This is a genomic window from Martinezella rhizogenes (genome assembly GCF_000799715.1).
GTDB classification, from domain to species: domain Bacteria; phylum Pseudomonadota; class Alphaproteobacteria; order Rhizobiales; family Rhizobiaceae; genus Rhizobium; species Rhizobium rhizogenes_C.
This window is the reverse complement of the sequence record NZ_JUHG01000013.1, coordinates 636757-655644: the sequence shown is the minus strand read 5'-3', so window position 1 is coordinate 655644 and position 18888 is coordinate 636757. Positions and strand designations below refer to the sequence as shown.

Annotated in this window: 16 protein-coding genes; 15 read left to right on the top strand and 1 reads right to left on the bottom strand. The window is 59.4% G+C overall.

Annotation, left to right across the window (positions count from 1 at the left end; translation table 11 throughout):
- Positions 1–529: 529 nt before the first annotated feature.
- From dnaK to EX00_RS14905, 10 genes are all read left to right on the top strand, one after another.
- Positions 530–2434 carry a molecular chaperone DnaK gene (dnaK, locus tag EX00_RS14950; protein WP_047459132.1) on the top strand — a complete coding sequence of 635 codons (1905 nt, stop codon included), beginning with the start codon at positions 530–532 and terminating at the stop codon, positions 2432–2434.
- A 123-nt stretch (positions 2435–2557) separates the two neighbouring features.
- Positions 2558–3463: a DnaJ C-terminal domain-containing protein gene (locus EX00_RS14945; protein WP_047459129.1), complete on the top strand. Its 906-nt coding sequence runs from the start codon at positions 2558–2560 to the stop codon at positions 3461–3463.
- Positions 3463–3741: a chaperone modulator CbpM gene (locus tag EX00_RS14940; protein ID WP_047460349.1), complete on the top strand. Its 279-nt coding sequence runs from the start codon at positions 3463–3465 to the stop codon at positions 3739–3741. Before EX00_RS14945 ends, EX00_RS14940 begins: the two co-directional genes overlap by 1 nt.
- 143 nt (positions 3742–3884) lie before the next feature.
- Positions 3885–5279: a sigma-54-dependent transcriptional regulator gene (locus tag EX00_RS14935; RefSeq protein ID WP_047459126.1), complete on the top strand. Its 1395-nt coding sequence runs from the start codon at positions 3885–3887 to the stop codon at positions 5277–5279.
- Positions 5272–7296, top strand: a complete 2025-nt coding sequence (locus EX00_RS14930; RefSeq protein WP_052210745.1) for a sensor histidine kinase — start codon at positions 5272–5274, stop codon at positions 7294–7296. Before EX00_RS14935 ends, EX00_RS14930 begins: the two co-directional genes overlap by 8 nt.
- A gap of 171 nt (positions 7297–7467) precedes the next feature.
- Positions 7468–10080 carry an ATP-dependent chaperone ClpB gene (gene clpB, locus EX00_RS14925; protein WP_047459120.1) on the top strand — a complete coding sequence of 871 codons (2613 nt, stop codon included), beginning with the start codon at positions 7468–7470 and terminating at the stop codon, positions 10078–10080.
- A 118-nt stretch (positions 10081–10198) separates the two neighbouring features.
- A complete protein-coding gene (locus tag EX00_RS14920; protein ID WP_047459118.1) occupies positions 10199–10453 on the top strand; it encodes a DUF2171 domain-containing protein in 255 nt (84 codons plus the stop codon).
- 122 nt (positions 10454–10575) lie between these two features.
- Complete coding sequence (locus EX00_RS14915; protein WP_047459116.1) at positions 10576–10770, top strand: hypothetical protein; 195 nt, start codon at positions 10576–10578, stop codon at positions 10768–10770.
- Positions 10771–10915: 145 nt separating this feature from the next.
- On the top strand, positions 10916–11989 hold the full coding sequence (locus EX00_RS14910; protein ID WP_047459114.1) for a Dyp-type peroxidase: 1074 nt from the start codon (positions 10916–10918) through the stop codon (positions 11987–11989).
- Positions 11982–12788: a family 1 encapsulin nanocompartment shell protein gene (locus EX00_RS14905; RefSeq protein WP_047459111.1), complete on the top strand. Its 807-nt coding sequence runs from the start codon at positions 11982–11984 to the stop codon at positions 12786–12788. The genes EX00_RS14910 and EX00_RS14905 overlap by 8 nt, the downstream gene beginning before the upstream one ends.
- A 128-nt stretch (positions 12789–12916) precedes the next feature.
- Here the strand turns inward: EX00_RS14905 and EX00_RS14900 are convergent, their stop codons facing one another.
- The gene (locus EX00_RS14900; protein WP_052210770.1) at positions 12917–13906 is read right to left on the bottom strand and encodes an alpha/beta fold hydrolase; all 990 of its coding nucleotides are present in this window, start codon (positions 13904–13906) and stop codon (positions 12917–12919) included.
- A gap of 310 nt (positions 13907–14216) precedes the next feature.
- Here EX00_RS14900 and EX00_RS14895 point away from each other — a divergent pair, with 310 nt between their 5' ends.
- From EX00_RS14895 to EX00_RS14875, 5 genes are all read left to right on the top strand, one after another.
- A complete protein-coding gene (locus tag EX00_RS14895; RefSeq protein ID WP_047459108.1) occupies positions 14217–15041 on the top strand; it encodes a class I fructose-bisphosphate aldolase in 825 nt (274 codons plus the stop codon).
- 23 nt (positions 15042–15064) lie between these two features.
- The gene (locus tag EX00_RS14890) at positions 15065–16222 is read left to right on the top strand and encodes a Gfo/Idh/MocA family protein (protein WP_047459106.1); all 1158 of its coding nucleotides are present in this window, start codon (positions 15065–15067) and stop codon (positions 16220–16222) included.
- Positions 16219–16890 (top strand): D-lyxose/D-mannose family sugar isomerase, encoded by a 672-nt coding sequence (locus EX00_RS14885; protein WP_047459103.1) that lies wholly within the window; start codon positions 16219–16221, stop codon positions 16888–16890. The genes EX00_RS14890 and EX00_RS14885 overlap by 4 nt, the downstream gene beginning before the upstream one ends.
- Positions 16890–17948, top strand: coding sequence for a carbohydrate kinase family protein (locus tag EX00_RS14880; protein ID WP_047459101.1), 1059 nt, complete (start codon positions 16890–16892; stop codon positions 17946–17948). The genes EX00_RS14885 and EX00_RS14880 overlap by 1 nt, the downstream gene beginning before the upstream one ends.
- Positions 17949–18082: 134 nt before the next feature.
- On the top strand, positions 18083–18871 hold the full coding sequence (locus EX00_RS14875; RefSeq protein WP_047459099.1) for an L-iditol 2-dehydrogenase: 789 nt from the start codon (positions 18083–18085) through the stop codon (positions 18869–18871).
- Positions 18872–18888: the final 17 nt, after the last annotated feature.

The window sequence follows — 18888 nt, the reverse complement described above, 5'->3', positions numbered from 1 at the left end:
GAGCGACCGATATTCTGTCCCGTCTGACAACGAAAGTGCCCTTGCCAATAGACGGTACCTCTTTGCACTCCCCAATTCGGCACGGACAATTTGTCTGGACCCGCAAGGACATCTTGTCCCTTCTTGCCTGACTGCCCGCCCTAACCCATTGAAATTACTTTCCTCGCAAACTGGCACGCCTGTTGCTGCCTTTCATGGGTGGGGAATATCGAAGCGCTGTTAGTGCAGGGGGAAACATCATAGCACGCGAATGCGCCGGACAAGACAAAATGGTTCGATTGCAGAACCTGAGGCGAGGGAACCTTGTCGTGATCGATTTGTTTTCAGGGATATCTCCCCAGGGGTGGGCCAGTTTCGACGCAGCGAAGAACCCAAGGAGAACACAAGGGGGGAAGCCAGCGAAGATGCGGCAGGAGGCAGACGCGCCCTTCGTAGATCTTAGAACTCGGGCTCTTACCGCGTCAAAGAACCAAACAGATATGGAATAGGACCATAAATCTAAATCTAAAATCTAAAGAGGAGAAATGTGGTGGCCAAAGTCATCGGAATCGATTTGGGAACGACCAATTCTTGCGTAGCCGTTATGGAAGGTAAGAATACGCGCATTATCGAGAACTCCGAAGGCGCGCGTACGACGCCTTCGATTGTTGCGTTTACAAGCGACGGTGAGCGCCTGGTTGGGCAGCCGGCCCGACGGCAGGCGGTGACCAATCCCACCAATACGATCTTTGCCGTGAAGCGTTTGATCGGCCGCCGCTACGACGATCCGACCGTTGAGAAGGACAAGGGACTGGTTCCCTATAAAATCGTCAAGGCCGGGAACGGCGATGCCTGGGTCGAGGCCGAGGGCAAAACCTACTCGCCGTCGCAAATATCGGCCTTCATCCTGCAGAAGATGAAGGAAACGGCGGAAGCCAATCTTGGCGAAAAGGTGAGCCAGGCGGTCATTACCGTGCCGGCCTATTTCAACGACGCGCAGCGTCAGGCAACGAAGGACGCCGGCAAGATTGCCGGTCTGGAAGTCCTGCGCATCATCAACGAGCCGACGGCGGCCGCCCTTGCCTACGGGCTCGAAAAGAAGAAGCAGGCCAAGATCGCGGTTTACGATCTCGGTGGCGGCACCTTCGACGTTTCCATTCTCGATATTGGCGACGGCGTCTTCGAGGTGAAGGCGACGAACGGCGATACCTTCCTGGGCGGTGAAGATTTCGACATGCGCCTCGTCAACTATTTGGCGGATGAATTCCAGCGCGAGCAAGGGATAGATCTGAGAAAGGACAAGCTTGCTCTGCAGCGTTTGAAAGAAGCGGCGGAGAAGGCGAAAATTGAGCTTTCCACATCCACGCAGACCGAAGTCAATCTGCCTTTCATTACGGCGGACGCTACCGGACCGAAGCATCTTCAGGTCAAGATTACGCGGGCGAAGTTCGAGTCGTTGGTTGAAGATCTCGTCCAGAGGACCATCGAACCCTGTCTCAGCGCGCTCAAGGATGCGGGGCTTACGGCAAACGAGATCAGCGAGGTGGTGCTGGTCGGCGGCATGACCAGAATGCCGAAAATTCAGGAGATCGTGCAGAAGATCTTCGGCAAGGAGCCGCATAAGGGTGTCAACCCGGACGAGGTGGTTGCGGTCGGCGCGGCAATCCAGGCCGGCGTGCTGCAAGGTGACGTCAAGGATGTTCTGCTTCTCGACGTAACCCCATTGTCGCTCGGCCTTGAAACATTGGGCGGCGTTTTCACGCGTCTCATTGAGCGCAATACCACCGTGCCGGCCAAAAAGAGCCAGGTATTCTCGACCGCCGAGGATAACCAGAACGCCGTCACGATCCGCGTTTTTCAGGGCGAGCGTGAAATGGCCGCCGACAATAAAATGCTCGGGCAGTTCGACCTGATGGGCATTCCGCCGGCACCGCGCGGCATGCCGCAAATCGACGTGACCTTCGACATCGATGCCAATGGCATCGTCAACGTCTCGGCAAAGGACAAGGGCACGGGCAAGGAGCAACGCATCCAGATCCAAGCCTCGGGCGGCCTGTCGGAGGCCGACATCGAAAGAATGGTCAAGGACGCGGAAGCGCATGCCGTCGAAGACAAGAAGCGCAAGGAGGCCGTGGAGGCAAAAAATTCCGCAGAAGCACTGCTGCATGCGACCGAGAAGGGCGTGGCGGAACATGGTGGAAATCTGTCGGAGGCGGATCGCCGCGCGATCGAGAATGCCATGGCGGATCTGCGCGAAGCGATAAAAGGCGACGACGCATCCGCGATCAGCACCAAGGCGAGCGCTTTGCAACAGCAAGCGATGAAACTGGCGGAGGCTGCCCAAGCAGGGGCGCAGAGCCCGTCAGATGCGGGCGCAGCTCAGGCCGCCAATGACGATGTCGTCGATGCCGAATTCACCGAGGTGGACGACGATGACAAGAAGACCTCGCCGTAGCTGGACCCCCGCTTGACGGGTGGTTGCTCAACTGAGTGCGGTGGCCGGGGAAATACTTCCGGCCGCCCCCTGTTCGACCGGTGTGCATGTTTCGCGATCAATAAGATTCTTCCGGAGTAAGTTGTGAAAAATCCCTACGAGGTTCTCGGTGTTGCCCCGACGGCGTCTGCGGCCGAGATGCAAAGCGCATACCGCAAGCTTGCGAAGAAACTGCATCCGGATCTCAATCCCGGCGACAAAACAGCTGAGGAAAAATTCAAGGAGGTCGCGGGAGCCTATGACTTGCTGAGCGACGTCGAGAAGCGGAAACGTTTCGACAGTGGCGAGATCGACGCCTCGGGCGCGGAGCGGCAGCAGCATCAATATTATCGGGATTTTGCCGGGTCGGATCAGGGACATCCTTATGCGGATACTGCCGGCTTTGCTGACTTCATGGATGCCGACGATGCCTTTGCCGAGCTTCTAAGGCGCGGCCAAAGAGGACGTGCAAACCGGCGCGGGCAGGACATGCACTTTCGCCTGCCGATCGATTTCGTGGAATCGATCGTGGGCGCCAACAAGCGCCTGACATTACCGGACGGCGGCACGCTCGACGTGAAGATACCGCCCGGTTTGGTGGATGGACAGGTCCTTCGCCTCAAGGGCAAGGGTGCGCCTGGTGCCGGCAAGGGGCCTTCCGGGGACGCCCTGATCGAGGTTGAGGTCTTGCCCGATCGGCGCTTCACCCGCGAGGGTGACGATATCGCCCTGGAGTTGCCGATTTCGTTGTCCGAAGCGGTTCTCGGCGGGCGTATCCGTGTTTCCACCCCGACCGGAGATGTCACCATGGCGGTGCCAAAGGGATCGAACACAGGCACGACCTTGCGCCTGAAAGGCAAGGGCGCGCCTCATCGCGGCGGCGGTCAGGGCGATCAGTTTGTCAGGTTGAAAGTGGTTCTGCCGAAATCCCCGGATCCCGAACTCGAGGCGTTCGTGTCGAACTGGAGCGCCGGGAAAGATTTCAATCCGCGTGAAGATAGGACATCATGATGAACAAGCAGGAATTTCTGACCTCTTCGGGCCTTCAGGTTCAGACGCTGGAATTCTGGCTCGAGCAGCGCTGGCTCATCCCGAAGAAGCAGGTGACCGGTGGGATCGGATTCTCCGACATCGATATCGCGCGCGCCCGGTTCATCCGGGAGCTGAAGGAGGATCTCGGAGCGAACGACGAAGGCATCGACGTCATCCTGCATCTGATGGATCAGCTTCATGGAATGCGCCGGGCGCTCGCGCAGTTGCGCCAGGATATGCAGGAACGTTCGGTTTAGCGATGCCCTCGGCTGGTTGGCGGTAAACTTGCAATTTTCCCGGCCCGTTTGTCGCCCGGCGGAAGTTGCGACACCGATGTAATCTACCGTTGCGCAAATCGTCATGCTAACCCGTCAGTTGGCTGACGTCGGAGGGAACTTGAATGTCACAGGATCGAACCAATGATACTGCCGGGCCTGTCACAGACCCGGAGTTTGGGCCGTGGCTGGCCCAGGCATCGATCCTGATCGTTGACGACGAGCCAGGCATACGCAATTTCCTGGTCAAGATCCTCCTACCACGCTGCAAGCTGATTGAAGTAGCGGCAGACACGAAAGAGGCGTCGCGCAAACTCGACGAGCAGAATTTCGACGTCGTCATTCTCGATAACATCATGCCGGGTCAAAATGGCCTTGATTGGCTTGCCGAGCAACGGATGATCGGCTTTTTCGCCGATGTTATTCTCATGACTGCATATGCTGATCTGGATACCGCGATTGGAGCCCTGCGCGCCGGTGTCGTCGATTTTATTCTAAAGCCGTTCCGCTCGAACCAATTGCTGAATGCCGTGGCGCGCTGTCTCGACCGGATGCGGTTGCAGCGCGAGAATGAAGTCCTGCGCCAGGAGCTGAAATCGCCATCGCATCAGATCTTTCTGCGCAACAAGCTGCTTGGCGAATCCAGGGCGATCCAGCATGTCCGCGAGACCATCGCACGCGTTGCGCCCTTGCCGACCTCCGTCCTCCTGACCGGCAAGTCCGGAACGGGAAAGGAGGTCGCTGCCCGTTCGCTTCATTCTCTTTCCAACCGGTCCGACAAGCTTTTCGTGCCGATCAATTGCGGCGCCATTCCCGCGGATATGATCGAAAGTGAATTGTTCGGTCATTTGAAGGGGGCTTTCACGGGTGCGGGGAGAGCCCGCGAAGGGCTGTTCATGCATGCGCATGGTGGCACCGTGTTTCTCGATGAAATCGGTGAACTCCCCTATGTGCTGCAGACGAAGCTGCTCCGTGTGCTGGAGGATCGCCGCGTGCGGCCGGTCGGCTCGGAGCGCGAAGTTCCGTTTGACGCGCGTTTTGTCTTTGCCACCAACGCCGATCTTCCAAAGCGTGTCGAGGCCGGCGCCTTCCGCGCTGATCTTTATTTTCGCATCAATGTGATGCAGATTCATCTGCCGCCCCTGAAGGATCGAGGCGACGACGTGGTGGAGCTCGCAACGCTTTTCATGCGTGAATTTGCCCAGCAGCTTGGCATGCCTCCGATCGCGATCGATGACAGGGTTCGCGCGTCACTCGCGCGGTATGATTGGCCGGGGAATATCCGGGAATTGCGGAACCTGATCGAGCGAACGGTGATCCTTGGCGGCTTTCCGGAAGACATCGAAAGGATCGCCGATGGCGACGATGGCGATAGTGGGGGGCAGAGCCTCGCGGAGATCGAGCGGCGGCACATTCTGTCCGTCCTGCGCGAGGTCGGTGGCGACCGCGAAGAAGCGGCCCGCCGGCTGGGTATCTCGCGCAAGACGGTCGACCGCAAATGCGTAAGTTGGCATGTTTAAACGCGTGCCCGGCATGATGATCGGGAAAAGATCCGTGCGTCACCGCCTGCTGGCGATCGCGCTTGTCCCGATGCTCGTCATCCTGCCACTTCTGCTTGGCATCAGCATCTACCGCTGGAATAGCCGGTTCGATGCCATGACCGTCTCCAAGGTCAATGACGATCTGACGATCGCCCATCAGTTTCTGGCTCGGATCCTTGAAAATACGGAGGGCCAACTTTTTTCCGTAAGTGAATCAGCCCGGTTTCAGGCGCTGCTTCAAGAAGGCAATGGCTCAAACGGCAACTTTGCGGCCTTTCTCAAGGGGACCGCATTGGGACGCAGGTTCGATTTCCTCTATGTTGTCGGCGATGACGGACATATCATCGTCAGCGGCTACCCGATGAGTTCCCCGCCCATCCGCTGGAACTGGCCAGCCATCGGCTCGGCCCTTGAAGGCCGTTCAAAGACGAGCATCGATGTCTTCGAGCGAGCCGAGCTTGCTGCGATATCGCCGGAGCTCGCGCAACGGGCACGCATTGATATCGTTCCGACCGTTGGGAGTGCCGCCACCAAACTGACCGAGGAAACACGCGGTCTGGTTCTCCAGTCGGCGATCGCCCTGATACTACCCGACGGCCGGCGTGCGGCCCTGGTCGGCGGTGTCCTGCTCAACCAAAACCTCGCCTTCGTCGATACGATCAACGACCTCATCTATCATGGCTCGGGTCTGCCCGAAGGCAGCCATGGGACGGTCACCCTGTTCCTCGATGACGTTCGCATCAGCACCAATGTGCATTTGTTCGAGGACCGTCGGGCTATCGGTACGCGTGTCTCCGCTGAGGTTCGCAACGCCGTGCTCGACCAGGGGCGAACGTGGCTCGATAGCGCCTTCGTCGTCAATGACTGGTACATCTCAGCCTATGAGCCGATCCTCGACAGTTACAACCGCCGGGTCGGCATGCTCTATGCGGGGTTTCTCCAAAAGCCGATTACCCAGGCAAAATACGAGACATTGCTGACCATCGTAGCCGCATTCCTGATCGCTGTCGCCGCAACCGTTCCCTTGTTCCTGATATGGGCGCGGAGTATCTTCAAGCCTCTCGAGCGCATGACCGGCACCATCGCGCGCGTGGAAGGCGGTGATCTCTCCGCGCGAACCGGTCCTGTCGAAAACAGGGACGAGATCGGCCAGGTGGCACTTCATCTCGACCATCTGCTCGATCTCACCCAACAGCGCGACGCCGAGCTGCGTCAATTGAACGAAGATCTCAATCAGCGGGTCGAGCAGCGGGCGCTTGAACTGCACGATGCAACCCGGCAATTGGAGACGACGACGAAGCAACTCGTCATGTCCGAGAAGCTGGCGGTGATCGGCGAGATAACGGCGGGGGTCGCTCATGAGATCAACAATCCGATTGCGGTCATGCAAGGCAATCTCGAAGTGATCCGCGAGTTGATGGGATCCGATGCCGACAATGCAAGTACGGAGTTTCGCCTTATCGATCAGCAGATGCATCGTATCTCGGAGATTGTGACCAAGCTTCTCCAGTTCGCGAAACCACAGGAGTATTCCGGTTATTCCGACCAATATGTCGCCGCCGGTATCGTCTCCGACACATTGCCGCTCGTCCAGCATCTGCTCAAGAAGACGACGATCACGCTTGAAAGGGAGGATCGCGCCTTGCGGCCGATCATGATGAACCGAACGGAGTTGCAGCAGGTTCTGGTCAATCTGATCGTCAACGCCATTCACGCTATGCCGAATGGTGGGCGGCTGACCTTGCGTACAATCGACTCCGACATGGACGGGCATGCGGGGGTCGCCATCCAGGTCGAGGATACGGGCATGGGGATAGCGCCAGACGTGATGCAGAAAATCTTCGATCCGTTTTTTACCACCAAAACCCGGGAAGGCACGGGGCTTGGCCTCTCAGTCAGTCAGATGCTGATGGCGCGACAGGGCGGCAGGATCTCGGTCGGGAGCGAACCCGGCAAAGGCACGACGTTCACAGTCTGGCTGCCGGAAGCACACTGACGCCCTGACCTCTCACGGACATTTTGTCTTGTCTCGTCCCGACATATTGTCCGCATCGGATCGCCGCTTGGCCATATCCTTTTGATTTCATTGCACGCTCGAACTGGCACGCCCGTTGCTCAAAGAATCCCTGAAACAGCAGCGCTGGTATGCGTCCGGGGAGGTGGCTCAATGAATGCTGAAAAATATACAGATCGTGCGAGAGGCTTCATCCAGTCGGCGCAGTCGCTTGCAACGCGGGAAGGAAACCAGCAATTTACGCCTCTCCATATTCTGAAAGTCCTGCTCGACGACAGTGAGGGCCTTGCCGGCGGCCTGATCGACCGCGCGGGTGGCAATTCGCGCGCGATCCTCAGCGCGACCGAAGACGCTTTGGCAAAGTTGCCCAAGGTGACGGGTGCCGGAGCCGGACAAGTCTACCTTGCGCCCGAGACCGCGCGCCTCTTTACCGCGGCGGAGCAGGCAGCGGAGAAGGCAGGCGACAGCTTCGTGACGGTGGAACGGCTGCTGCAGGCACTCGCCGCCGACAAGCACGGCGAAGCTGGAAAACTTCTCGCGCAGGGAGGTGTTGATCCGCAACAGCTCAATACCGCCATCAACGCCTTGCGCAAGGGCCGCACCGCCGACAGCGCGTCAGCCGAGAATGCCTATGACGCGCTAAAGAAATATGCCCGCGATCTGACGCAGGCCGCGCGGGACGGCAAGCTCGATCCCGTCATCGGACGGGATGAGGAAATCCGCCGCACGATCCAGGTTCTTTCACGGCGAACCAAGAACAATCCCGTGCTGATCGGCGAGCCGGGCGTCGGCAAGACGGCCATCGTCGAGGGGCTGGCATTGCGGATCGTCAACGGCGATGTACCGGAGAGCCTGAAGGACAAGAAGCTGCTCGCTCTCGACCTCGGCTCGCTCATCGCCGGTGCGAAATATCGCGGAGAATTCGAAGAGCGGCTAAAGGCCGTGTTGCAGGAAGTTACTTCCGCCGCGGGGGGAATTATCCTGTTCATCGATGAGATGCACACGCTGATCGGTGCCGGCAAAACCGACGGCGCGATGGATGCGTCCAATTTGCTGAAGCCGGCCTTGGCACGCGGCGAGCTGCATTGCGTCGGCGCCACCACGCTTGACGAATACCGCAAGCATGTCGAGAAGGACCCGGCTCTTGCGCGGCGCTTCCAGCCGGTGTTCGTGCCCGAGCCGACGGTCGAGGATACGATCTCGATCCTGCGCGGGCTGAAGGAGAAATACGAACTCCATCACGGGGTCCGGATCGCGGATTCCGCCCTGGTGGCGGCCGCGACGCTGTCGAACCGCTACATCACGGACCGCTTCCTGCCGGACAAGGCCATCGACCTGATGGACGAGGCCGCGGCCCGGTTGAAGATGCAGGTCGATTCAAAGCCGGAGGAACTGGACTCTCTCGACCGTGAGATCATTCGGCGCAAGATCGAGCAAGAGGCACTCAAGAAGGAGGCGGATGCCGGTTCCAAGAGCCGGTTGAAGACACTGGGCGAGGAGTTGACCAGGCTGGAAAAGGCGTCGGCTGACCTGACCTCGAAATGGCAGTCGGAGAAGGGCAAGCTTTCCGATGCCCAGAAGATGAGGAGCGAGCTGGAACAGTTTCGCACCGAACTCGCCAATGCCCAGCGCACCGGCGAATATCAGCGGGCTGGCGAACTCGCCTATAGTACGATCCCGGAACTTGAGAAGAAGCTTGCCACCGTCGAAGCCAGCGAGAATTCCTCTATCACCGAAACGGTGACCGCCGACAATATCGCGCAGGTGGTGTCGCGCTGGACAGGCGTGCCGGTCGACAGGATGCTCGAGGGCGAGAAGGATAAGCTTCTCCATATGGAGGAGATGCTTGGCAAGCGCGTCGTCGGCCAGGCGCAGGCCGTGCGCGCGGTGTCGACCGCCGTCCGGCGCGCGCGTGCCGGCTTGCAGGATCCTAGCCGTCCGATCGGCTCGTTCATGTTCCTGGGCCCGACCGGTGTCGGTAAGACAGAGCTTGCAAAGGCATTGGCAGAGTTCATGTTCGATGATGAAACGGCGATGGTGCGCATCGACATGTCGGAGTTCATGGAAAAACATTCCGTCGCGCGGCTGATTGGCGCGCCCCCGGGATATGTCGGCTATGACGAAGGCGGCGTGCTGACGGAAGCCGTGCGGCGGCGGCCCTATCAGGTCGTGCTCTTCGATGAGATCGAAAAGGCGCATCCGGACGTGTTCAACGTCCTGCTCCAGGTTCTCGACGATGGCCGCCTGACCGATGGTCAAGGTCGCACGGTCGATTTCCGCAACACGCTGATCATCATGACCTCGAACATCGGCGCGGAGTATCTCGTAAACCAGCCGGAGGGCGAAAAGACGAGCGTGGTGCGCGGTGAGGTCATGACGATGGTGCGCGCGCACTTCCGTCCAGAGTTCCTCAACCGCATCGACGCGATCATCCTGTTTCACCGATTGCAGAAGAGTGAAATGGGGCAGATCGTCGAAATTCAGTTCGCGCGGTTGCTGAAGATCCTGGATGATCGCAAGATCGAGCTCACGCTCGATGCGAAGGCGCGGAACTGGCTCGCTGACAAAGGGTGGGATCCTGCCTATGGCGCCCGTCCGCTGAAGCGCGTGATCCAGCGCTACGTGCAGGATCCGCTGGCGGAAATGATTCTTGCGGGGGATGTGCGCGACGGTTCGACTGTGAAGCTTTCCGCAGGCAAGGAAGGTCTCACATTCAATGGAAAGAAGCCGGCAATGGTGGAAGAGGACGAGATGGACCTTGTTTGAACCGGCACCTCGACAATGCGTTTCATTCATGGCGTCGGGGACAATCTCGCTCGCATCGCCATACGGTCATTTGGCAATGTTTTACCGAGGCAACAGCTCAACGAAGGAGAAAACTGCAATGACGGACAAAATCAAGGAAAATATGGAAGTCATAGGCGCTGATGGCGTGCACGTCGGAACGGTGGATCGCCTGGAAGGCGATCGCATCAAACTCAAGAAGAGCGACAGTTTCGGGCGCCATGAAGGGCATCATCACTATATCGAACTCGGCTTCGTCGCAGGCGTTGAAGGCGACAAGGTTCGTCTCTCCGCGAATGCCGACATTGCCGTGACCCTAGAAGAGGAACAATCCGGACGGCCCGTCAATCTGTGATGAATGCCTTGAGGCAGCCGGTCAGGCTGCCTCAGTCACATTGGTCCCTTAATCACATTGGTCATTGGGAGGCTGGGCGTCTCCCACGTCAACCTCGCCTCCAACCCAGGAAGGGTGCAGCGATGCCAGAATATGATCTCTACATCAACGTCAAGAAGCCCGGCATGGGCCTCTATGTGCGCACAGGCGCGGCTCTCCCAGATTTCGCCGATCCGAAAGACTGGGTCTTCGATGGCACAGCAGGACAGGATCTGCTGCCTCCGAGCGTCGTGGAAGGTGTTGAAGCGGATGGGCATGCGTTTCGCGACATGGATTGACCGATAATGATGGTCGATGCTGTCGCTATTGCCTGTGTGATACATATATTGTGCGTCGAGTGAAAAAGATTCAACTCGACCTTTCCGGCGGCTTTTGTTCGTCGAGCGGGCCGCGCTCAAAGCAAGGATAGCAAACGGATTGACCATGGACGCAAGCTCCCCATCCGCCGTTTCACAACCGGTTGTCGCAAAGCTGACGCGCGCAGCCATATTTCTCGTCGTGACCGTCAATCCCGGCCTGCAGCATGACGCGACCGTTCGCGCCTTGTGTGGCGATCTGTCCGGACTCCTGCGAGCGGTTGGTTTTCGTGATCTCGAAAGCCGGTTGTCCTGCGTCATGGGGTTTGGCTCCGATGCATGGGACCGGCTTTTCGGAGTGCCAAGGCCAAAGGACCTGCATCCGTTCCGCGAGATTCGCGGCCGGCATCATGCCGTCTCGACATCAGGCGATATTCTCTTCCACATCCGTTCCACCCGTATGGATCTCTGTTTTGAACTGGCGACACAGATCATGTCGCGGCTCGCCGGCGCAGTCTCGGTGATGGATGAGGTGCACGGTTTCAACTATTTCGACGATCGCGACCTGATCGGCTTCGTCGATGGAACCGAGAACCCGGTGGATCAGGACGCGGTCAAGGCCACGATCATCGGCGAGGAGGACGTTACCTTTGCCGGTGGCAGCTACGTGATCGTGCAGAAATATCTTCATAACCTGACAGGGTGGAACGAGGTGCCCGTCGCGGAGCAGGAAAAAATCATCGGCCGAATGAAACTCTCCGACATCGAACTGGATGATGCCGCCAAGCCAAGCTACGCACACAACGCCTTGACGACCATCATCGAGGACGGAGAGCAGCTGGAAATCGTGCGTGACAACATGCCGTTCGGCGAGGTCGGGAAGGGGGAGTTTGGCACCTATTTCATCGGCTATGCCCGCTCGCCACGCAGGATAGAGCAGATGCTCGAGAACATGTTCATCGGTCGGCCACCGGGAAATTACGACCGGCTACTCGACTTCAGCCGCGCGGTGACCGGAACGCTTTTCTTCGTGCCCACGGCGACGTTCCTGGACGATGTAGTAGCAGGTGATGTGTCGCCATCGGTTATTGCCCCGAGCTCGAAAGAGCCAGAGGCGGTGGATAAGGTTCAGTCGCGATCGTCCCCAGGCGACGGCTCGCTCGGTATTGGTTCTTTAAAAAATGAGGCAGGCCATGAATAATCTTTATCGAGAGCTGGCACCCATCTCTGGCAGCGCGTGGGCGCAAATCGAAGAGGAGGCGTCTCGCACGCTCAAGCGTCACCTGGCGGCGCGTCGGGTGGTGGACGTGCAGGATCCAAAGGGTATCGAACTATCAGCGGTCGGCACCGGCCATCTCAAGCCTATTCCAGGACCTGGCGATGGGGTCCAGACCGCGCAACGCGAAGTGAAGGCACTCGTCGAGCTGCGCGTTCCGTTCAAGCTGACGCGCCAGGCGATCGACGATGTGGAACGCGGCGCCGAAGATTCGGACTGGTCGCCCGTCAAGGACGCCGCGCGGAAGATCGCTTTTGCCGAAGATCGCTCCGTCTTCGATGGATATGCCGCGGCGGGGATTCAGGGAATTCGCGAAGGTAGCAGTAATCCGGTATTATCACTGCCTTCCAATGTGAAGGGGTATCCGGATGCGGTCGCCAAGGCGGTAAGCCAATTGCGATTGGCTGGTGTCAACGGCCCTTACGCGCTTGTTTTGGGCGCTGATGCATATACCGCAGCCAGCGGCGGCAGCGACGACGGCTATCCGGTCTTCCATCATATCGAGCGCGTCGTGGACGGAGGGATCATCTGGGCGCCGGCCATTAAGGGAGGGTTCGTGCTCACAACCCGCGGCGGTGATTTTGAGCTGGATATCGGCCAGGATATTTCCATCGGCTACCTAAGTCACTCCAGCACAGTCGTTGAACTATATCTGCAGGAGACCTTCACCTTCCGGATGCTGACATCGGAAGCGGCCGTCGCGCTCGTGCCCGCGGAAAAGTGATCGCGATGGCTGAGACCGGATGAGTAACGCATGCAGGCATTGTAGCCATTGCACCAGGAGAACGATTGACCGGCGAATTCAATTGAACTTGCCGGTTTCGGCTCTAACCCTTTCAAGGCGGCACATGTCTATTTCAGTGCACCGAGACCCTTTAGGAGTGCGGCGTGGAACGCGTCCGGATCCTGGATCTGCGGGGCGTGGCCGAGGTCCGGAAATTCAACCAGCGTTCCGTGCTTCAGCGCTCTCATGGTCGTCTTGGCCAGTTCGGGGTAGCGGCCGAGCTGTGGCCTGATGTCCGCCGGCGCAAAATCCTTGCCGATGGCCGTCGTGTCCTTGTCGCCGATCATCAGCAACGTCGGCATGGAGAGATCGCCAAGTTCGTAGACGACGGGCTCGGTCAGGATCATGTCGTAGAGCAGCGCCGAGTTCCATGCGACGATGTCCTTATCGGGTCCGCGATACATGCCAGCCAGCATCTGCACCCATGTCTCGTATTCCGGACGCCACTGACCGGCATAATAGGTATTTCGCTCGTAGGTGCGGATATTGTCGGCCGAGGTCTTCAGCTCGCGCTGATACCAGTCGTCGACGCCGACCGGCGGCACACCCTTTTTCGTCCAATCTTCCAGGCCGATCGGATCGACCAGCACCAGCTGCTCGGTGTCTTGCGGATAGATGAGGCCGTAGCGGATGGCGAGCATGCCGCCGGTCGAATGCCCGAGGATCGTCGCGCGGCTGATGCCGAGGCTTTCCAAAAGCGCATGGGTGTTTCGAGCAAGCTGTTGGAAGCTGTATTGATAATGCTCCGGCTTGGTCGACTTGCAGAAGCCGATCTGGTCCGGGGCGACAACCCGGTAACCCGCTTTGGCAAGAACGTCGATCGTCGCTCCCCAGGTGCCGGCGCAGAAATTCTTGCCGTGCAGCAGGACGACCGTCCGGCCATTCCCATGATCGGGCCGGATATCGATGTATCGCATGGAGAGGGACTGGCGCTGTGAGGTGAAGCTATAGGTTTCCACCTTGTAGCCGTAGTTAAAGCCTTGCAGTTCGGCCCCATAGGTTGGCGCGTCATCGGCTTTTGCCGCACCGGCGCAGGCAAGTGAAATGCAAAGCGGAATTACAAACCGGAAGGCGGGAAAGTTCTTTTCTCTTGGGAACGTTTCGATGTCGCGGCACTCCGATACGGGCAAGACGCCTTAACCCTATGTCGAGGAACCACTAAAATGCGAGACTTGTCTGCGCCCACCCCGCCACAATAGCGTGATTGGAAATTGATCTGCTGCGTGGTCCGTGCCTCGGCGGCTGGCCACCTCGACAGGCCGAGACATGGAAATGGGCGAATGTGGAAACGATACCGCATTTGACTTGACTTGCCATTTCGGTTCCTTAATGTCGATGTGGAAACGTTACCACATTGGGAGGAACTTCATGAAATCCGCGCGGCTCAACCGCCTTTTTGGCGTGTCCGGAAATTGCTTCGATGTCGCCATCGATCATGGCATGTTCAATGAGAGAACTTTCCTGTCTGGCATCGAGGACATGAAAGCGGCCATCAAGGTGATCGCGGATGCGGCACCTGATGCCATCCAGCTTCCGCCCGGTACCGCGCCGCTTCTGCAGGCCATTCCGGGCAAGCAGCGCCCGGCGCTCGTGCTGCGTACAGACATCGCCAACATCTACGGCAATCCGCTGCCGTCGGCGCTGTTTTCCGAAATGATCGACAGGGCGGTGGAGCAGGGCGTGGCACTGGATGCTGCCTGCGTCGTCGTCAATCTCCTGATGTTGCCAGACCAGCCCGAAGTCTATCGCGCCTGCGTGCGCAACGTGAACAGCCTGAAGCGTGAATGCGAGATCTACGGCATGCCGCTGATGGTCGAGCCGCTGGTCATGCAGGACAATTCCAAGGGCGCCTACATGGTCGACGGCGCGATCGACAAGATCCTGCCGCTCGTGCGTCAGGCAGCCGAACTCGGTGCCGACATCATCAAGGCCGACCCGTGCGACAATGTCGAGGAGTATCACCGCGTCATCGAGATCGCACAGGGTCTGCCCGTCCTGGTGCGTGGCGGCGGCCGTGTTTCGGATCAGGAAATCCTGAGCCGCACAAAGCAGTTGATGGAGCAGGGCGCACGCGGCATCGTTTACGGCCGCAACGTCATTCAGCATAGTAATCCCGGCGGTATGACGCGGGCTTTAATGGCGATCGTTCATGAAAATGCATCTGTCGAGCAAGCCTCGTTGCATCTCGCCTGACGCGCGCTTGGGGAGGACATGTCATGACGAAAATATTCCGTTTCGGTGTTATCGGTTGCGGCCTGATGGGGCGCGAATTTGCAAGTGCCGCGGCGCGCTGGCTGCATCTGGCCGATGTGAAGGCGCGGCCGGAGATCGTCGCCGTCTGCGACACCAATGCGACGCTGCTCGACTGGTTCAGGGATCATGTGCCGAGTGTTCGGCAGTTCACCGCCGACTATAGGGAGCTTCTGGCCAATCCCGAGATCGACGCGATCTATTGCGCCGTGCCGCATGTGCTGCATCAGCAGCTCTATATCGACATCCTGAAGGCCGGAAAGCATCTGCTCGGCGAGAAGCCCTTCGGCATGGATGCGGCCCAGAACGGCGAGATCATGGCGGTTCTGGCCGAGCATCCGGAACTTCTGGTCCGTTGCTCGTCGGAAATGCCGTTCTTCCCGGGCGCGCAGAAGGTCATCGCGCTTGCGCAGAGCGGCGAGATGGGGGATATCCTCGAAGTCGAGGCTGGTTTCCTGCACTCCTCGGATATCGACCGGCAAAAGCCGATCAACTGGAAGCGGATGGCTGAGATCAACGGCGACTATGGCTGCATGGGCGATCTCGGCATGCATGTCCTGCATGTGCCACTGCGTCTCGGCTGGCGCCCGACCACCCTGCATGCACAATTGGTCAAGAAGGTCACCGAACGTCCCGACGGCAAGGGCGGCATGCTGCCCTGCACCACCTGGGACAATGCCACGATCAGCAGCCGGGTACGAACGGCGGATCAGGATTTTCCGATGGTGCTGAAAACCTGGCGCATCGCGCCCGGGGAATCCAACACCTGGTACATTCGCATCCTCGGTATGAAGAAGAGCGCCTTCTTCAGCACCAAGTCACCGCGCCAATGGCAGTGGATGGACTATACCGGCGGCACGCAGGCCTGGAGCACCGAGGATCTTGGCTATGGCTCGCTGTTTCCGGCCATCACCGGTAAGATTTTCGAGTTCGGCTTTGCCGATGCCATTCAGCAGATGTGGGCGGCCTTCGTCGATGAGCTGACCGGAGGCAATGCAAATGGTTTCGGCTGCGCGACACCGGTCGAGGCACAGGCGCATCATGCTGTGCTGACGGCGGCGCTCAAATCCGGGCGTGAGGATATCGTGGTGCCGGTTGAGTATGACGGAGCCGTGGTCCGATGAAGCGCTCCGAGATCAATGCGGCCCTTCGGCGGGCAAGCGAAACCCTTGAACGCTGGCACTGGTCCTTGCCGGACTGGGGATATTGGACGGCGGCGGATTTTACCGCCAATCCGCAGGCGGCAAGTTATCTGCGCGCTCATCAACTCGGCTGGGACGTTACCGATTTCGGCTCAGGCCGGTTTGCCGAATGCGGCCTCGTGCTCTTCTGCCTGCGCAATGGCATCGTCGACGTTGAGGGCGAGCGCACCTATGCCGAAAAGCTGCTCTTCGTTGAGGAAGGCCAGGTCACGCCGACGCATCGTCATGCGGCGAAGATGGAAGACATTATCAACCGGGCCGGCGGCGATCTCGTCATCGAATTTGCCGCGACCGACGCCGACGGCAATGTGCTGAACGACGATGTCACGGTTCCCGTCGACGGATTGCCGCGCAAGCTTGCGGCATGGGAACCGCTGGTTCTCGCGCCCGGTCAGAGCGTGACGATCCAGACCGGACTCTATCATCGCTTCTACGGCAGGAAAGGTGGCGGCCCCGTTTTCGTCGGCGAGGTCAGTCAGGTCAACGACGACAATAACGACAACTTCTTTCTAGAGCCGATCGGGCGTTTTGCCGCGATCGAGGAGGACGAACCGCCGCTCAGGCCGCTCTGGAACGAGGCGGGCGGCTGATGCGGACCGGGGAGGAGGTTCACGGTCGCGACAGTCAGAAACAGGGCGGCATCGTTTGCGCGGGCAATTTCATCGTCGACCGCGTTCATACGCTGTCCTATTGGCCCGAACAGGGCAATCTCGCGCATATCCTGCATCAGGATCTGGGCGTGGGCGGCGGGGCCGCCAATGTCGTCACCGATCTGGCCTCGCTCGGTTTTCCTGGAAAGCTGGCGGCAGCGGGATGCATCGGCGCGGATATTGACGGGGAGATCGTCAAGTCGCGCCTGGTCGCTGCTGGTATCGATGTCGACGGGTTGACCGTGCTTGCCGATCACGCGACGGCACATACGCATGTCATGAACGTGCCGGGTCAGAACCGCACCTTCTTCTATCATGGCGGCGCCAACGACGCGGTTACGGATGCACTCGTTTCCCCGGCCACCTTTGCGAATGCCGGCTACAGGCTCTTCTATCTCGGCTATCTGATGCTGTTGCCCGGTCTCGATCGGCTTGATGCGGATGGCCGATCGGGAGCGTCGCGCCTGCTGGAGGCCGCACAGGGCGCGGGTCTGACGACCTGTGTCGATTTCGTATCGAGCGAAGATCCTGAATTCGCGGCCAAGGTTGGCGCCGCTCTGCCCTTCTGCGATTTCCTTGTTATCAACGAGATGGAAGCGGGCCGGGCGACGGGCGTTACCATTCGTGACGCGAAGGGAGATCTGATTGAGGCGGAGCTTCTGACAGCGGGCGAACGCCTGCTTGCGGTGGGCGTCGCCAAAGGGGCGGTCATCCATGCCCCGGAGATCTGCTTCTGGTTTGCGCCCGGCGCTTTGCCCGTCGTCATACGTTCGCGGTCCGTCGATCCGGGCGATATCGTCAGCACGGTTGGCGCTGGAGACGCCTTTTGCGCCGCCGTGCTCTACGGCCTGCATGAGAACTGGCCTGTCGAGCGCATATGCGCCGTCGCTCATGGCGCAGCGGTTCGCTGTCTGACCGGCGCGACGGCCACCGACGGCATCCCCGACATGGCGGTCCTTCTGGAGGATGCGAAGGAGATGAACCCCGCGTTCAGCTAACCAGTTTGGGTCGCGTTGGGAGACGGCGGTTCCAGTCATGATCCACTCAAGGGAGGAGCAGATATGAAGCTATGCATGAGAGCGGCCGCACTTGCCATCTGTACCGGCACCGATGCGGTTAAGGAGGAAGCGCAATGACACAGGCACAAACGGATCGGCTCTCCGGCAAAGTGGCATTGGTCACAGGGGGAGCGAGCGGCATTGGCAAAGCGGTCTGCGAACGCTTTGCCGCGGAAGGTGCCAAGGTTGTCGTGGCCGATCTGGATGGTGAACGATGTGCACGGGTCGCGGAGGCGATCGGCCCCCATGCCTGGGGCGTGCCGCTCGACGTGACGAGCCAGGACAGCATCGATGCCACTGTGGACTTCTCGATAGATACTGTCGGCCAGATCGATATCCTGGTCAACGCAGCCGGCATTTACGAGGTCGAGTCCATTCTGGAGATATCGCGCGAGCGCACCGCCAGGGTCTTCGAGGTCAATGTCGAGGGCCTGATTTTCATGACGCAGGCGGTCGCCCGACATATGGTGGAGCGCGGTAAGGGCGGGCGTATCATCAACTTCTCGTCTCAGGCGGGCCGTCGCGGCGAGGGACCGGCAGTGGCTTACTGCGCGTCCAAAGCGGCTGTCATCAGCATCACGCAAAGCTGCGCTCTGGAGCTGATCCGCTACGGGATCAACGTGAACGCCATCGCTCCCGGCGTCGTCGACACGCCGATGTGGGACGTCGTCGATGCGAAACTCGGAAGTCGGGAAGGTTTGCAGCCGGGCGATGTGAAGCGCCGCGTGGCTGCCGCCGTTCCCGCTCGTCGATTTGGCACGGCCGAAGAACAGGCTGCCATGGCTGCCTTCCTGGCCGGGCCCGATGCGGCATACATCGTAGCGCAGTGCTACAATGTAGATGGCGGCAACGTCATGAGCTGATCGTTCTGCAATGCAGG

What these genes read in the sequence shown, in the direction of transcription:
- EX00_RS14940 (WP_047460349.1), top strand. Translation starts at nt 3,463, where the DNA reads ATGAACAAGCAGGAATTTCTGACCTCTTCGGGCCTTCAGGTTCAGACG.
- EX00_RS14935 (WP_047459126.1), top strand. Translation starts at nt 3,885, where the DNA reads ATGTCACAGGATCGAACCAATGATACTGCCGGGCCTGTCACAGACCCG.
- EX00_RS14930 (WP_052210745.1), top strand. Translation starts at nt 5,272, where the DNA reads ATGTTTAAACGCGTGCCCGGCATGATGATCGGGAAAAGATCCGTGCGT.
- clpB (WP_047459120.1), top strand. Translation starts at nt 7,468, where the DNA reads ATGAATGCTGAAAAATATACAGATCGTGCGAGAGGCTTCATCCAGTCG.
- EX00_RS14920 (WP_047459118.1), top strand. Translation starts at nt 10,199, where the DNA reads ATGACGGACAAAATCAAGGAAAATATGGAAGTCATAGGCGCTGATGGC.
- EX00_RS14915 (WP_047459116.1), top strand. Translation starts at nt 10,576, where the DNA reads ATGCCAGAATATGATCTCTACATCAACGTCAAGAAGCCCGGCATGGGC.
- EX00_RS14910 (WP_047459114.1), top strand. Translation starts at nt 10,916, where the DNA reads ATGGACGCAAGCTCCCCATCCGCCGTTTCACAACCGGTTGTCGCAAAG.
- EX00_RS14905 (WP_047459111.1), top strand. Translation starts at nt 11,982, where the DNA reads ATGAATAATCTTTATCGAGAGCTGGCACCCATCTCTGGCAGCGCGTGG.
- EX00_RS14895 (WP_047459108.1), top strand. Translation starts at nt 14,217, where the DNA reads ATGAAATCCGCGCGGCTCAACCGCCTTTTTGGCGTGTCCGGAAATTGC.
- EX00_RS14890 (WP_047459106.1), top strand. Translation starts at nt 15,065, where the DNA reads ATGACGAAAATATTCCGTTTCGGTGTTATCGGTTGCGGCCTGATGGGG.
- EX00_RS14885 (WP_047459103.1), top strand. Translation starts at nt 16,219, where the DNA reads ATGAAGCGCTCCGAGATCAATGCGGCCCTTCGGCGGGCAAGCGAAACC.
- EX00_RS14880 (WP_047459101.1), top strand. Translation starts at nt 16,890, where the DNA reads ATGCGGACCGGGGAGGAGGTTCACGGTCGCGACAGTCAGAAACAGGGC.
- EX00_RS14875 (WP_047459099.1), top strand. Translation starts at nt 18,083, where the DNA reads ATGACACAGGCACAAACGGATCGGCTCTCCGGCAAAGTGGCATTGGTC.